This window comes from Solwaraspora sp. WMMA2080 (assembly GCF_027497395.1).
Classification (GTDB): Bacteria; Actinomycetota; Actinomycetes; order Mycobacteriales; family Micromonosporaceae; genus Micromonospora_E.
The window spans coordinates 696533-711692 of the sequence record NZ_CP114910.1 but is presented as its reverse complement, the minus strand read 5'-3'; the positions used below and the strand labels follow the sequence as shown (position 1 = coordinate 711692).

At 73.7% G+C, this 15160-nt stretch carries 13 protein-coding genes; 6 read left to right on the top strand and 7 right to left on the bottom strand.

Annotated elements, in window-relative coordinates; translation table 11 throughout:
• Window positions 1–80: 80 nt before the first annotated feature.
• Genes O7543_RS03150 through O7543_RS03140 form a run of 3 tightly spaced genes read right to left on the bottom strand, consistent with a single transcriptional unit; the run spans window position 81 to window position 2766 of the window.
• The gene (locus tag O7543_RS03150) at window positions 81–851 is read right to left on the bottom strand and encodes a maleylpyruvate isomerase N-terminal domain-containing protein (protein WP_281555270.1); all 771 of its coding nucleotides are present in this window, start codon (window positions 849–851) and stop codon (window positions 81–83) included.
• Window positions 848–1678 carry a fumarylacetoacetate hydrolase family protein gene (locus O7543_RS03145; protein ID WP_281555271.1) on the bottom strand — a complete coding sequence of 277 codons (831 nt, stop codon included), beginning with the start codon at window positions 1676–1678 and terminating at the stop codon, window positions 848–850. The genes O7543_RS03150 and O7543_RS03145 overlap by 4 nt, the downstream gene beginning before the upstream one ends.
• Complete coding sequence (locus O7543_RS03140) at window positions 1675–2766, bottom strand: cupin domain-containing protein (RefSeq protein WP_281555272.1); 1092 nt, start codon at window positions 2764–2766, stop codon at window positions 1675–1677. Before O7543_RS03140 ends, O7543_RS03145 begins: the two co-directional genes overlap by 4 nt.
• A gap of 57 nt (window positions 2767–2823) precedes the next feature.
• Between O7543_RS03140 and O7543_RS03135 the strand changes: the two genes are divergently transcribed.
• From O7543_RS03135 to O7543_RS03125, 3 genes are all read left to right on the top strand, one after another.
• A complete protein-coding gene (locus O7543_RS03135; protein WP_281555273.1) occupies window positions 2824–3588 on the top strand; it encodes an IclR family transcriptional regulator in 765 nt (254 codons plus the stop codon).
• A gap of 178 nt (window positions 3589–3766) precedes the next feature.
• Window positions 3767–5377 (top strand): ABC transporter substrate-binding protein, encoded by a 1611-nt coding sequence (locus O7543_RS03130; RefSeq protein ID WP_281555274.1) that lies wholly within the window; start codon window positions 3767–3769, stop codon window positions 5375–5377.
• Window positions 5378–5551: 174 nt separating this feature from the next.
• Complete coding sequence (locus tag O7543_RS03125; protein WP_281555275.1) at window positions 5552–5866, top strand: MTH1187 family thiamine-binding protein; 315 nt, start codon at window positions 5552–5554, stop codon at window positions 5864–5866.
• 64 nt (window positions 5867–5930) lie between these two features.
• Here the strand turns inward: O7543_RS03125 and O7543_RS03120 are convergent, their stop codons facing one another.
• Window positions 5931–6698, bottom strand: coding sequence for an SDR family oxidoreductase (locus O7543_RS03120; protein WP_281555276.1), 768 nt, complete (start codon window positions 6696–6698; stop codon window positions 5931–5933).
• 250 nt (window positions 6699–6948) lie between these two features.
• Here O7543_RS03120 and O7543_RS03115 point away from each other — a divergent pair, with 250 nt between their 5' ends.
• From O7543_RS03115 to O7543_RS03105, 3 genes are read left to right on the top strand one after another with little or no spacing between them, the layout of a single operon-like run.
• Complete coding sequence (locus O7543_RS03115) at window positions 6949–7893, top strand: ABC transporter permease (protein WP_281555277.1); 945 nt, start codon at window positions 6949–6951, stop codon at window positions 7891–7893.
• Window positions 7890–8834 (top strand): ABC transporter permease, encoded by a 945-nt coding sequence (locus O7543_RS03110; RefSeq protein ID WP_281555278.1) that lies wholly within the window; start codon window positions 7890–7892, stop codon window positions 8832–8834. Before O7543_RS03115 ends, O7543_RS03110 begins: the two co-directional genes overlap by 4 nt.
• Window positions 8831–10930 carry a dipeptide ABC transporter ATP-binding protein gene (locus tag O7543_RS03105; protein WP_281555279.1) on the top strand — a complete coding sequence of 700 codons (2100 nt, stop codon included), beginning with the start codon at window positions 8831–8833 and terminating at the stop codon, window positions 10928–10930. Before O7543_RS03110 ends, O7543_RS03105 begins: the two co-directional genes overlap by 4 nt.
• Window positions 10931–10935: 5 nt before the next feature.
• Here the strand turns inward: O7543_RS03105 and O7543_RS03100 are convergent, their stop codons facing one another.
• From O7543_RS03100 to O7543_RS03090, 3 genes are read right to left on the bottom strand one after another with little or no spacing between them, the layout of a single operon-like run.
• Window positions 10936–12336, bottom strand: coding sequence for an FAD-dependent oxidoreductase (locus O7543_RS03100; protein WP_281555280.1), 1401 nt, complete (start codon window positions 12334–12336; stop codon window positions 10936–10938).
• Window positions 12302–14374 (bottom strand): FAD-dependent oxidoreductase, encoded by a 2073-nt coding sequence (locus O7543_RS03095; RefSeq protein WP_281555281.1) that lies wholly within the window; start codon window positions 14372–14374, stop codon window positions 12302–12304. Before O7543_RS03095 ends, O7543_RS03100 begins: the two co-directional genes overlap by 35 nt.
• Window positions 14371–15138 (bottom strand): SDR family oxidoreductase, encoded by a 768-nt coding sequence (locus O7543_RS03090; protein ID WP_281555282.1) that lies wholly within the window; start codon window positions 15136–15138, stop codon window positions 14371–14373. Before O7543_RS03090 ends, O7543_RS03095 begins: the two co-directional genes overlap by 4 nt.
• Window positions 15139–15160: the final 22 nt, after the last annotated feature.

Genomic DNA, 15160 nt, shown 5'->3' with positions numbered 1-15160 from the left:
GTGACTCGCCGTAGTCGGCGGCCACCAGAAATCGATCATGTCATCGTGCCTGGTCAGCGGGGTCCGACGAGCGGACCGGGTCATATCCACGGCGGCGGTGGCGCGACCACGGCACCGGCCGGTCGGACCGTCAAACGGTCCGCCGGCACTCGCCCGATCAGCCAGCCGAGCAGCTGCCAACCGGTTGCGGACAGCTCCACCGGCAGGACCGGCGCGGTATCACCGGACCCGGCCGTACCGGCCGTCGCCACGTTGTCCGGGCCGGTGCGCCAGACCCGCGACCGGTCGGTCGCCCGCAGCTCGACCGCCGGGCCGGTACCACGGCCGGTGAAGGTGGCGGTCACCTCGTCGAGCAGCGCGTCGGTGAGCGGACCGGGCAGGTCGGCCAGGGTGCCGCCGAGGTCGAGGTCGGCCTGGTGCACCCAGACCTCCCGGACCCGCAGCCAGAGCACCTGGTCGGCGGGGACCTCGCGGCCCTGACCGGTACGGACGGTGGCCGACCAGGCGTCGTCGGGCATCGCCCGGACCGCGTCGGCGAGCCGACCCGCCGCGCCGGCCAGGTCGGCGCGCAGCTCGTCGGCACCGCGCCCGGCACCGGCGTCGATGTCCGCGCCGCGCTGGGCGGCGCTGGCGTACATCGGGGTCGGCACCCCGGTCCGCGCCCAGGTCAACAGGTTCACCAGGGCGTCGGCGTTGCGGGCCAGGTGGGTGACCAGGTGGGCGCGGGTCCAGCCGGGCAGCCGGCTCGGTGCCGCCGCGTCGGCGTCGGTGAGCTGGTCGACCAGTTCCCGGCACCGTTGTTCCCCGGCGGTCAGCCAGCCGATGGTGGCGTCGGCCCCCGCGCCGGTCACGGTCGCTCCGCCCGGCAGGTGTTGCGGCACTCGCCGACCCCACCGATCCGGGTGACCAGCACGTCACCGTCGGCCAGGTACCGGGGTGGTTTACGGGCGTGGCCCACGCCGCCGGGCGTCCCGGTGGCGATCACGTCGCCGGGCCGCAGGGTGCAGATGGTGGACAGGTACGCCACCAGTGCGGGCGGGTCGAAGACCAGCTCGGTGCTGTCGGAGCTCTGCACCACCTCGCCGTTGACCAGGCATTCGACGCTGAGCCCGGCGTCGAGGTCGAGGTCGTCCGGGGTGACCAGGCTGGGTCCGAGCGGGGTGGTCGCCTCGAAGGTCTTGCCGGCCAGCCACTGCGGGGTGCGGTACTGCCAGTCCCGGGCGGTGACGTCGTTGAGCACGGTGTACCCGGCGATCGCGGCGGCGGCCTGCTCGGGGTCGGCGTGCCGGACCGTGGTGCCGACGACGACCGCGAGTTCGGCCTCCCAGTCCATCGCGGTCGAGGCAGCTGGCAGTACGACCGGGTCGGTGGCCCCGATCAGCGCCGGCGGGTACTTGGCGAAGATCGTCGGGTGTTCCGGGAGCTGGCGGCCCATTTCCAGGATGTGCCGGCGGTAGTTCAGCCCGACACAGATGATCTTCTCCGGTCGGCTGACCAGCGGAGCGTGGTCGAGTCCGTCGACCGGGTGCCGGGTGCCGTCGGCGGTGGCGGCGCGTTGCGCCCAACCGGGGTCGGTGAGCAGCTCGCCGAGGTCGGCGGCACCGATCTCGACCGCCGCGTCGGTGTCGACCCGGACCGCGGCGGTCCGGTCGCCGGTACGGATGGTGGCCAGCCTCATGCCGGGTCACCCACCTGGTGCCGGTCCAGGTGCAGAGCCTGGTAGCTGGGTGCGTCGCTGAACCGGAACAGGTCGGCGCCGTCCGGTGACCGCAGGCTCACCGGGCACCAGGACGGTACGGCGAACAGATCGCCAGTGCCGACCTGGTGTTCCCGGCCGTCGAGCAGCACGGTGGCCTGCCCGCTGAAGACCTGCCACACCGAGGAGCCGACCTCCCGGCGGGTCGCCGTGGCGGTCCCGGCGGCCAGCCGGTGCATCTCCAGGCGCAGCGTCGCCAGGGCGTCGCGGCCGGTGGTCGGGTTGACGAACCGTACCGCCGCGTGGCCTGGCTCGACGAGTGCCGGATGCCCTTCGTCGGCGAGTTCCAGCTGCGCGGTGAGCGCGGCGTCGGTGTGCGTCCAGCGGTACGCCGGCAGCGGCGAGTGGACGGTGTCCGCCTCGGCCGACAGCGGGCGCAGCCCGGGGTGGGCCCAGAGCCGTTCGCCCCGCGAGGCGGCCGGGGTCGACGTGTCGGTGAGCTGGTCCGGGCCGAACTCGAAGAACCCGGCGTCGAGTTGAGCGTTCAGCGGGATGTCGAGTCCGTCCAGCCAGACCATCGCGGTGTCGGCGGTGTTGTGGTGTTCGTGCCAGGCCCAGCCCGGGGTCAGCAGCAGGTCGCCCCGGCGCATGGCGACCGGGTCGCCGTCGACCACCGTCCAGACACCTTCCCCGTCGAGCACGAAGCGGAACGCGTTCTGGCTGTGCCGGTGGGCCGGGGCGACCTCGCGGGGCCCGAGGTACTGCACCGCCGCCCAGAGGGTGGCGGTGGCGAACGGGTCACCGGGCACGCCGGGGTTGGCCAGGGCGATGGCCCGTCGTTCGCCACCGCGCCCGACCGGGACGAGGTCGCCGGCGCGGGCGGCGAGCGGCAGCAGCCGGTCCCACGGCCAGACGTGGGGCACCGCCCGGGGCGTCGGGGCGACCGGCATCAGACCGTCCCGAACGGTCCACAACGGTTTGAGTCCAGCGGCGTCGAAGTCGGTGTAGAGCTGCTGCAGAGCGCGGTCCTGCACCGTGCCGGCAGCGGCCTCGGAGTCCAGGTCAACCATGCCGCCAGGTTAGGAACCTTCTTTACGACGGAATGATCACGTGGTCATAATTCTCTGGTGCAGAACGCCGTGCCGTACCCCATCGAGTCCGTCGACAACGCCCTGCGCCTGATCCTGCTGCTGCGGGAACGGTCCCGGCTCGGGGTGGCCGAGGCCGCCCGCCACCTCGGGGTGGCGCCGTCCACCGCGCACCGGCTGCTCGGCATGTTGAAGCACCACGGCTTCGCCGTCCAGGACGGCCGCCGGGCGTACCTTCCCGGGCCGGTCTTCGCCGACCTGGGGCTGCTCGCCGGCCGGGCCGGTCCGGACCTGCGCACCGTGGTGCGGCCACATCTGGAGCGGCTCAGCGGTGAGCTGCAGGAGACGGTGCACCTGGCGGTGCTGCAGGGCACTGCGGTCCGGTTCCTCGACGGCGTGGAGGCCACCCACGGCCTGCGGGTCGGATCCCGGGCCGGGATGTCGATGCCGGCGCACTGCACCTCGGGCGGCAAGGTGCTGCTCGCCCAGCTCAGCCCGGCGGAGCTGGAGGTGCTCTATCCGCGGGGGCTGCCGGCGGTGTACGGCCCTGCGGTCGAGGATCTGGCCACCCTGCGTCGCCAGTTGACCACGGCACGTCGCCTCGGCTACGCGGTGAACCGCGAGGAGAGCGAGCGGGGCATCACCGGGATCGGGGTCTGCCTGCGCGACACGACGGGGCGGGTGCGCGGCGCGTTGGCGGCCGGGATGCCCACCGCGCGCTGCCCGAACATCCGGATCCCCGAGGTCGCGGCGGCGCTGCGGACCGCCGCCGGGCTGATCGCCGCCGAGCTGGGCGGGAACTGACCTTCGGCATCGGGCGGCAACATCGGCGCAACGTGCCGTTGACGAAGCAAGCGCTTTGTTGGTAGCTTCCTCGCCTACTCTCGCCGGCGCCGTGCCGTGCCGCACCGCTGGTAGAGCAACTGCCGCCTACCGAAGGTGGGACCGAAAAGTGAGATCCCTACACCGCACACTCGCGCCGATGCTGGCGTTGTCCCTGCTGCCGCTCGCCGCTTGCAGCACCAGTTCCGACACCGACTCCGACACCACCGACGACAACGCCACCGCCGCGCCCGGCTGCCCGCAGGCGACGTCCAGCACGGTGGCCCACGACCCGACCGCGATCCTCAAGTACGGCAGCGTGCCGGCCAGCTCGCTCGACCCGATCCGGATGGTCGAGGCCAACGAGATCACCGTGCTGCAGACGATCTTCGACCCGCTGGTCAAGCTCGACGCCAACGACCTGCCCATCCCTGGCCTGGCCACCGAGTGGAGCGTCGTCGACGACGGGGGCATGGAGTTCAAACTCCGCGACGGCGTCGTCTTCTCCGACGGCACCCCGTTCGACGCCGAGGCGGTGCGCTTCAACATCGACCGGGCGATGAACGACGAGGAGTCGAACATCAAGGGCGACCTGGCCAACGTCCAGGCCGTCGAGGTGGTCGACGAGCACACCGTACGGTTCGAGCTGGACCCGCCGAACCCGGCCGCCTTCCCGATCGTCCTGTCCGACCGGCCCGGGCTGATGGCCTCGCCGACCGCAGTGCAGGCCGCCGGCTCCTCGACCGCGTTCAGCGACGCCCCGGTCGGCGCCGGCCCGTACGCCGTCGACGGCCCCTGGTACGCCCGGGAGAAGGTCAGTGTCCGGGCCTGGGACGGCTACTGGAACGCGCAGGAGCGGCTGCTCGGCGGGATCGACTTCATCGAGACCTCCACCGACGCCAGCCTCGGCGCGCTGCAGGCCGGTGACCTGGACCTGCAGTACATCGAGGACGACAAGGTCGCCGCGGCCTGCGCCGACGACCGGCTGCGGGTGATGTCCTCGTCGACCAACGAGGTCCGCGCGCTGCTGATCAACCAGGCGATGGAGCCGTTCGACGATGTGCGGGTCCGGCAGGCCCTGCAGTACGCCCTGAACCGCGAGGCGATCACCGAGGCGCTGACCGACGGCCGGTCCGAGGCGGCCACCCAGTGGTTCCCGGAGGGATCGGTGCCGTACTCGCCCGAGTTGGCCGACGCCTACCCGTACGACCCGGACCGGGCCCGCGAGCTGCTGGCCGAGGCCGGCTACCCGGACGGGGTGACCTTCACCGCCGAGATCGGCGGCACCTTCACCGCGTACGTCCGGATGGGTGAGCTGGTGCAGGCGCAGCTGGAGCAGGCCGGGTTCACCATGGACCTGCAGCTGATCGACCCGGCGCAGATGCTGGCCCGGCTCTACGGCACCGCCGACTCGCCGCCGCAGATCGCGGCCGCGCCGCTGGCGATGGCACCGGCCCGGTCACCGTCCAGCCGGTTCCGGGAACGGTTCTTCGAGGACGGCCGGTACAACCCGTCCGGCGAGACCATCCCCGGCCTGCGGGACCTGGTCGTCCAGGCGGACGCCGCCGTCGACCCCGACGAGCGGGCCGACCTGCTGCGCCAGGCGGCCACCCTGGTCTCCGAGGAGGCCGCCGCCGGCGTGCCGCTGTTCTTCGTCGCCGGACACACCGCGATGGGTGCCCACGTCGGCGGGGTGCAACGCGGCTCCACCCGGTCGAACATGATCTTCGACGGGTTGTACATCACCGAGGGCCGGGTACCGGTCGGCTGACCACCCGGACCGCCCTTCGCGGGCGGACGCACCAGCGGCGCCGCGGGATCCGTCGGACGGATCCCGCGGCGCCGCGGTGTGCATCGGGAAGTCCTGTTGCTGGCCGGTGAGGTTGCCGGACCCGCCGCTCTACCCTGGACGGGCAGTCGGAAAAGCGCAGCGGAGGGAGCGACTATGTCCGTGCTGGTGGCCTTCTCGGTGACGCCGTTGGGCGTGGGCGAGGACGTGGGTCGGATCGTCGCTGAGGGGATCCGGGTGGTCCGGGCCTCCGGCCTGCCGAACCAGACCGACGCGATGTTCACGCTGGTCGAGGGGGACACGTGGGATGAGGTGATGGGTGTGGTCAAGCAGGCGGTGGAGGCGGTGGCCGCGTTGGCGCCACGGGTGAGCACGGTGGTGAAGGTCGACTACCGACCAGGTGTTTCCGGGGCGCTGACCGCAAAGGTCGAGGCCGTGGAGCAGTACCTCAGTAAAGGCGTCGACGAGTGACTCGTCCCGGTGTCGGCGCTTCAGCGTCTGGCGCAACGGCACCGTAGTAGGGAGTCACGGCCGGTCAGGCCAGCGTCCCACCGTCGGCGCGCAGCACGCTGCCGGCGACGAACGACGCATCCGGCGAGGCCAGGAACGCGATGGTACGGGCGATCTCGGCCGGTTCGGCCCGCCGACCGGTCGGCCGCGCCGGGGCCGGGGCGGCGGCCGCACCGCCGGTCGACGCGGCCGCACCGCCGCTCAACGCGGCCCGCATCTCGTCGGCCAGCCGGGTCCGCACCGCACCGGGGCAGAGCACGTTGATCCGTACCCCGGCCGGACCGTACTCGGCGGCCAGCGAGCGCATCAACGCGATCAGCCCACCCTTGGACGCCGCGTACACCGCGCTGCCGGACCAGCCGCGCAGCCCGGCCACCGAGGAGACCGCCACGACGGTGCCGCCGGTGGCCACCAGGTGCGGCATCGCGGCCTGGGCCAGCAGGAACGGCGCCCGCAGGTTGACGTCGAGCACCCGGTCCCATTCGGCGACGGTGACCGCGTCGGACGGGCCGGCCTGACCGACGCCGGCGACCAGGGCGAGCACGTCGATCCGGCCGTACCGGCGCAGGCAGGTCTCGACGACGGTGGCCGCCGCCGCAGGGTCGACGAGGTCGGCGGTGAGCGTCCCGACCCGGCCGCCAGCGGCTCTCACCTGCTGGCGCAGCGCGGCCAGACCGTCGGTGTCGACGTCCACCCCGAGTACGGTGTCGCCGAGCGCCGCGAGGTGCTCGGCGGCGGCCCGTCCGATGCCGGCGGCGGCCCCGGTGACCACCGCGACCCGCGTCTCAGTCACCCGGCACCGCCCGCAGCGCGGCGAACACCTGCCCGGTCGCGGTCCGGCAGGTGCCCACCTGGCGAGGCTGAATGAGGAAAGCCGTGCACCACACCGGTCATCCCTGGCGACGCTAATCAACAAAGCGCTTGTTCGTCAACCTCACGATCGGCGATGCCCGGCGTTGACGAACAAGCGCTCGTTAGGTACCTTGCCCGGACAGTCAGATGCTGGTCAGCCAGCGTTCCGGCGGCCAAAGGATCACCCACGAATGGTCACCCTCGTCCTCCGGCGCCTCCTGTCGGCGATCCCGCTCCTGCTGATCGTCTCGCTGGGCGCGTTCTCCCTGGTCGCGTTGCTCCCCGGCGACCAGGCGATGGCGATCGCCGGCGAATACGCCACCCCGGAACAGCTGGCCGCGCTGCGCCAGCAGCTACGCCTCGACGACCCCTTCCTGGTCCGCTACGCGCACTGGCTCGGCGGCATCGCGCAGGGCGACCTCGGCGACTCGCTGGTCACCGGCCGGGCGATCAGCGACGAGATCCTGCGCCGCGCACCGCTGACCGCGAGCATCGCCCTGGGCACCCTCGTCGTGGTGCTGCTGATCGGCGTACCGACCGGCATCCTGCAGGGCGTCTACGCCGGCCGCGCCGTCGACCGGCTCGGCCTGCTCGGCAGCGCCGCCGGTCTGGCCGTCCCGAACTTCTGGCTGGCCACCATGCTGATCACCATCTTCGCGGTGCAACTGCGCTGGCTGCCGGCCACCGGCTACAGCCCGCTCAGCGAGGGTGTGCTGCCCTGGGCCCAGCACCTGATCATGCCGTCGATCACCCTCGGCGTGTTCACCGCCGCCGAAATGGCCCGCCAGCTGCGGACCGGTTTCCTTCATGCGTACGCCCAGCCCTACATCCGTACCGCCTGGTCCAAGGGGTTGCCGGCGCGCACAGTGATCGGCAAACACGCGCTGAAGAACGCGGCGGCTCCGGCGATCACCGTGCTCGGCATCCGCCTCGGCCACCTGCTGTCCGGCGCGGTGATCGTCGAGTCCATCTTCGGCATGCCAGGGCTCGGCAAGTTCGCCATCGACGCCATCCTCAACCGGGACTTCACCGTCGTACAGGCCGTCGTCCTGGTCTCCGCGGTGGTCGTGCTCACCGCGAACCTGCTCGTCGACATCGCCTACGGACTCCTCAACCCGAAGGTGCGGATCTCTTGAGCCGACCAGTGAGCACCGACGACACCGCGTCCACCGCCGCCCCCGCCAAGCCCGGTGCCGGGCCGGAACCGGACGGGCTCGACCGTCGCGACCGCGGCGACACGCTCGTCGCCCGGATCCGCAGTCAGCCGATGACCATGGTCGCTCTCGGCTACCTGGTGCTGCTCAGCCTGTTGGCGGTCGCCGCGCCGCTGGTCAGCCCGTACGACCCGTACGCCACCGACTTCCGGGCGATCCTCGACCCGCCATCGGCCGCACACTGGCTCGGCACCGACGACCTCGGTCGGGACATGCTCAGCCGGCTGCTGTACGCCTCCCGCTCCTCCCTACTGGCCTGCCTGCAGGCTGTCGGCCTCGGCCTGCTCGGCGGGGTCCTGCTCGGGGTGACCGCCGGCTACTTCGGCGGCTGGGTGGACCGGCTGGTGATGACGCTGATCGACGCCGTGCTCAGCGTCCCCGGCCTGCTGCTGGCGATGTCCATCGTCGGCGTGCTCGGGCCCGGACTGCGCAACGCCATGTTCGCCCTCGCGGTCATCTTCGTGCCGATCTTCGCCCGGCTCAGCCGCATCCAGGCACTGGCGGTACGCGAGGAGACCTACCTCGAGGCGGCCCGCTCGATCGGGGTCTCCCACCTGCGGTCGGTGCTGCGGCACGTGCTGCCCAACATCGCGGGTCCACTGGTCGTCCAGGTCTTCATCACCATGGCCGTGGCGATCGTCGCCGAAGGCGCGATGAGCTACCTCGGGCTCAGCATCCAGCCGCCGGAGGCGAGCTGGGGCAACCTGCTGCAACGGGCGTTCTCGTCGGTCGCCTCGGCACCCTGGCTGATCTTCATCCCCGGCCTGACCATCACCCTGACGGTCGTCGCCTTCCAGGTGCTCGGCGACGGACTCAGCCAGGCCCTGTCCGGCGGGCACCCGCAGAAAGCAGGCCGCAGATGAGCGCCGCCACCACGACGACCCGCCCGCTGCTGGAGGTCGACGGCCTGACCGTCAGCATCGGCTCCGGACGTGACACCGTCCACCTGGTCGAACAGGTCGACCTGAGCGTCGCCGCCGGCGAGACGCTCGGCCTGGTCGGCGAGAGCGGCTCCGGCAAGAGCATCACCTGTCTCGCCCTGGCCGGGCTGCTGCCGCCCGGTGCCCGGATCACCGGCGGTTCGATCCGCTTCGCCGGGCAGGAGCTCACCGGCCGCTCCCCCGCCGAGCTGACCCGGTTCCGCGGCAACCGGGTCGGCATGGTCTTCCAGGAGGCGTTGAGCAGCCTGAACCCGGCGTTCACCGTCGGCAACCAGATCGTCGAGAGCCTGCTGCGGCACACCGGCATGAACCGCCGGCAGGCCCGGGCCCGTGCGGTGGAACTGCTCGACCTGGTCCGGATCCCGGACCCGCAGCAGCGGGTGGCCAGTTACCCGCACGAACTCTCCGGCGGGATGGCCCAGCGGGCGCTGATCGCGATGGCCATCGCCGGCGAACCGGAGCTGCTGATCGCCGACGAACCGACGACCGCCCTGGACGTGACGGTCCAGCTGCAGATCCTGCAGCTGCTCGGCGACCTGCGCGACGCGCTGGGGATGTCGCTGCTGCTGGTGTCGCACGATCTCGGCGTCATCGCCACGATGGCGCAACGGCTCAGCGTCATGTACGCCGGTCAGGTCGTCGAGTCCGGCCCGGTCCGCGACGTGTTCGCCGCGCCCCGGCACCCGTACACCTCGGCGTTGATCTCGTCCAGTGCGGAGGTCGCCGAGAAGGCCACCCGGCTGCCGGTCATTCCCGGCCAGGTGCCGCGCCCAGGTAACTTCCCCGCCGCCGGCTGCCGGTTCGCCAACCGGTGCGCCCACGCCAGGCCGGAGTGGACCCGCATGGACCCGCCGTGGACGGTGCTGGACGGCGGCGACCGGGGTACCCGGTGCGGCCGGCACGCCGAGCTGGAGCTGCCCGGCACCGGCGCGGCACCGGCCACCGGTCCCGAGGACCCGGCGGCGGGCGAGGACCTGGCGGCGGGCGAGGACCCGGCCGCGATCGAGGCAGCCGTCGAGGATGCCGGCGCCGGTGATCCGACCGACGCCGGGGACGGAGCCGTGCTGCGGCTGCGCGGCCTCGGCAAGCAGTTCCCGGTCCGGCGCGGAGCGCTCGGCCTGCGTCGGGTGGTGGTGCACGCGGTCGACGGCGTCGACCTGACGGTGGCCCGTGGCCGGACGCTCGGCCTGGTCGGTGAGAGCGGCTCCGGCAAGTCGACCGTCGGCCGGCTCGCCCTGCGGCTGATCGAACCCACCAGCGGGGAGGTCTCCTTCCTCGGTCGGGACCTCGCCGCGATGAGCCGGGGCGAGCTGCGGTCACACCGACGGGGCATGCAGATGGTGTTCCAGGACCCGTACGCCTCGCTGGACCCGTCGATGACGGTCGGGCAGAGCATCGCCGAACCGCTGGTGGTGCACTCCCGGCTCACCCCGGCCGAGCGCCGCCGCCGGATCGGCCAGCTGCTGGAACGGGTCGGCCTGGACCCGGCGCTGGCCCGCCGGTCGCCGCGAGCGCTCTCCGGCGGCCAGCGACAGCGGATCTCGTTCGCCCGCGCGCTGGCGCTCGAACCTCAACTGATCATCTGTGACGAGCCGGTGAGCGCGCTGGACGTCTCCACCCGGTCGCAGATCGTCAACCTGGTGCAGGACATCCAGGAGGCTGAGGGCATCGCCTTCCTGTTCATCGCCCACGACCTCGCGCTGGTCCACCATGTCAGTCACGAGCTGGCGGTGATGTACCTGGGGCGGGTGGTGGAGAGCGGTCCCGCCAGCCGGGTGTACAGCCACCCCGCACACCCGTACACCCGGGCGCTGCTGGCCTCGATGCTGACCCCGGCCAGTCACGGGCTCGCCGGCCGGACCACCCCGACCGGGGAGATCCCCAGCCCGATCGACCCGCCGTCGGGCTGCCGGTTCCGCACCCGCTGCCCGCACGCGATGCCGGTGTGCGCCGAGGTGACCCCGCAGCCGGTGCCGGTCGCCGGCGGCGGCTGGTCCGCCTGTCACCTCACCGGCTGAGCAAGCTACCGGGCCGCTTCCTCGCCGGCGACCAGGCCGAAGACGGCCGCCTCGAGCAGTCCGCCCGCGTAGCCGGCGCGCGGGCCGCCGTGCAGCCCGCCCATGGTCGCCCCGGCCGCGTACAGCCCGCCGATCGGCTGGTCGGCGGCGTCGCACAGCCGGGCCCGGCCGTCGACCCGCAGCCCGCCGAGGGCGAACGTCACCCCGGCCACCAGCGGCACCGCCCGCAGCGGCGGTACGGCCAGCCGCAGCCGGCCGGTGCGCGGCGGCGACGCGTCCTCCGGCGCCGCCAGCACCTGCGCCACCGTGGCGGACAGCCCGGCCGGGTCGATGCCGGCTCGAACGGCCAGGTCCGCCGGACCGGAGCCGGTCAGCACGGTCGCGCCGCAGTCGAGCAGGTACGGGTTGGGTGCCGGGTCGCCGATCCGGCCCTCGGTGCGCCACCCGTCGTCGTCGACGATCAACCAGCAGCCGTCCGGCACCGGGCCGTGAGCCACCGCGTTGGTCGTGGTCACCCCGTGATGGCTCTCGTCGACCAGCCGCCGACCGTCCGGGCCGACGACGATCCCGACCGCCGCCAACGGATCCAGGATCGGGTACGGCCACAGTCGACTGTCCTGTCGCGCCTCACGGACCAGCAGGTGGCCGTAGAACCCGGCGTCCGGGACCAGCGCCGCGCCGGCGGAGCAGCCCATCCGCAGGCCGTCGCCGGTCGCGGTGCCGGCGCCGCGCAGCAGCACCTGGTCGGTGTCCAGCAGGTCGCGGCGCAAACCCGGATCGGCCTGGAACCCGCCGTCGGCGAGGACCACTGCCCGGCTGGTGATCCACCCGGTGGCACCGCCCGGCAGGTCCAGCCCGACCTGCCAGGCCGCACCGGGCGCGGGCCGCAGTCGTCGGGCCCGGGCCGGCTGCCGCAGGGTGCCGCCGGCGGCGGTGAACTCGTCGGCGAGCCCGCGCAGGAAGGTCCAGACGCCGAAGCCGGCGTACCGCCGACCCGGCTCGGTGCGGCGCACCGGGGCGAACACCCGCGCCCGGTGCGCGGCGTCGCCGTCGGTGACCAGTTGGGCACCGTGCTCGACGAGCCAGTCCAGGGTGGGCCGCAGGCGTTCGCTCCAGGTACGCAGCACCGCCTCGTCGGCCCAGCCGTCGGTCGACTCCCGCACCAGCGCCCGCAGCCGGCCCGGCGGGGTCTGCGGATCGCGCAACGCGGCATGCAGGGCACCGCCGGACAGCACCGAGTTGCCCCAGCCGGGGCGCCGCCGGGACCGCTCGACGACGACCACCGACGCGCCAGCCTGCTGGGCGCGGACCGCCGCGCACCAGCCGGCCAGGCCGGCACCGACCACCAGCACGTCGACCCGCGGTGCGGGGCTATCGCCGGTCGGCGGCGGACAGCGCGTATCCAAACCTGGCTCCTTCCAGCACGGCGTGCGTCAGCCGGCGCGGCGCCAACGCGTCGCCGACCACCTGACATTCGAGGTCCGCGGGCAGCGCGGCGCGCAGCCCGTCATCGGCGGTACGGCCGTGCGCGAGAACCACCGCACCGGCGTCGAGGATCGACCGCTGCCCGGTGAACAACTGCTCCACCTCGACGGCCCCACCGGACCACCGGTGCACCCGGCTCATCGGGGCGAACACCACCGCCCGGCCGTACAGCCGACGCAGCACCGCCGGCCTGGTCCGCTGATCCAGATCGGGTCCGATGTCGACGCATTCGGTGCACACCTGGACCGGCCAGCCCTCCCCGGCCAGCAGGTCGGCGGCGATCAGCGGCTCGAGATGCCGCTCGGCGCCGCCGACCACCAGCACCGGCACGCCCGGCGCCGGTCGACGACCGGCCAGCAGGTCCATCGTGGTCAGTACCGGTCGGTCGACGGGGAAGCCGGCCGGGCCCGGCCGGCCGCCGGTGGCCAGCACCACCAGGTCCGCGCCGAGCAGGTCGGGGTGGTCGGCGGTGGCGGTGGTGGCGGTACGCAGGACCACCCGCCCGCCGGCGGGAGACGGCCGGTCCAGCAGCGGGGCCAGCCGCCGCTCGAGCCGGTGCAGCAGCGGCGCCCAGTCGGCGAGCAGCGGCGTGCCGACCAGGTGGCGCAGTGTCCCGCCGACCACGTCGGCGGCCTCGATCAGGGTCACCTCGGCTCCGGCCGCCGCGGCACCGACCGCCGCCTCCACCCCGGCCGGCCCGGCACCGACGACGGCGATCCGCCGACGGGCCCGCCGGCGCCGGACGAGAGCCGGCCCGGCCGGCGGCGCAGCTGGCCGGGGGGCGAACTCGGCTTCCCGACCGGCGGCCGGGTTCGCCGGGCAGGAGAACGGCACCCGTACGCACTCGTTGCAGGCGACGCAGCGGACGATGCCGGCGTCGTCCCCGCTGACCGCGCGCCGGGGGAAGGTGGGGTCTGCGATCAGCGCCCGGGCCAGTCCCACCAGGTCGGCAGCGCCGTCGGCGACCAGGCCGCGGGCGATCGCCGGGTCGGTGATCCGGCCGGAGACCAGGACCGGCACGTCGATCACGGCGCGGACCCGCCGGGCGGTCTGTGCCGCCGGTGCCGGCGGCACCAGCCAGGATCCGGTGTACGCGGTGGCCGGCCGGCCGTCGCGCAGCCCGTCGTGGTTGCCCAGCGACAGGTTGACGTAGTCGACGAGGTCGGCGAGCCCGGCGGCGATCCCGGCCACCCCGGCGGCGTCGATGCCGCTCGGCACCTCCTCGCCGGCGGTCAGCCGGACGCCGAGCAGCGACCGGTCCCCCAGTTCGGCGCGCACCGTACGCAGGATCCGGCGGATCAGCCGCAGCCGGCCGGCCGGGGAGCCGCCGTACCGGTCGGTGCGCCGGTTGTAGTGCGGGGACAGGAACCGGTTCAGCAGGTACCCGTGGCCGGCGTGCAGTTCGACACCGTCGAACCCGGCGGCGACGATCGTCGTGGCGGTGACGAGGTAGCCGGTCGCCAGGTCGTCGATCTCGGCGACGGTGAGCGCGTGCGGGACGGCTCCCGTGTCGTCGGCCCGTACCTGCGACGGGGCGAGGGTCGGCTGGAAGTTGTCCCAGCCCCGCTCCGCGCCGGGGTGGTGGATCTGGCCGACGGCGAGCGCCCCGCCGCCGTGCGCCGCGTCCGCCAGTCCGGCCAGGTGCTCGTGCGCCGCCGCGAGCAGCACCTGGCGGTGCCGGGGGTCGCGGACGTGGAACGAGACGGCGTCGGGGTCGGCGTAGCCGTCCGGGTCACCGGCGCAGACGTTCAGCGGGTAGACCGGGTTGGCGTACACCCCCTGGCCGGCGGGGAGCACGATCATCGCGACGCCGCCGGCGGCCCGCTCGGCCACGTAGCGCCGCAGCCGCCGGGGCGGCAGGCGGCCGAGGTGCGGGGTCATCACCATCCGGTTGCGCAGCCGGTGCCGGCCGACGGTCAGCGGCGTGGCCAGCGGGTCACCGCCCGGCCCTCCGGTCATGCCGGCAGCAGCGTCTGCAGCGCGACGCCCAGCCCGCCGTCGACGGCGATCACCTGGCCGGTGACGTACCGGGCGGCGTCGCCGAGCAGGAAGACCACGACCGGGGCGATGTCCGTGGCGGACCCGGTCCGACCGAGCGGTACGGCGGCGCCGCGTCGCTGCGCGGCCTGCGGGTCGCGACTGCTGGCCGAGAAGTTGGTGCCGCTGACGATGCCCGGCGCGACCGCGTTGGCCCGGATCCCGTCCGGGCCCCACTCCAGCGCCATCTGCCGGGTCAGTGAGATCACCGCCGCCTTGGCGGCGTTGTAGGCGCCGGCGCCGGGCGCGACGTGGATGCCGCACAGCGACGAGATGTTGACGATCGCGCTGCCCGACGTCATCGCGGGCAGCGCTGCCTGGCTGCAGTAGAGCGCGCTGGCGCAGTCGATCCGCATGATCGCGTCCCAGTCGTCCGGGCTGACCGATCGCAGCGCTCCGCCGCGTACCACGCCGACGTTGTTGACCAGGCCGGTGAGCCGGCCGAGTCGGTCGACGGCGGCGGCCACGACGTCCGCGGCGGCCCGTGGATCGGCCACGTCCCCGGCGACGGGGTGGGCGGTGCCGCCAGCGGCGACGACCGTGTCGGCGGTGACCTGGGCGGCGGCCGGGTCGAGGTCGTTGACGGCGACCGCCGCTCCGGCCGCCGCGACCTGTAGTGCGGTCGCCGCCCCGATCCCCGATCCGGCACCGGTGACCAGCACCGCTCCGTCCGCCAGTGTTGTCATCCCGACCCCTCTTTCTCCGCCG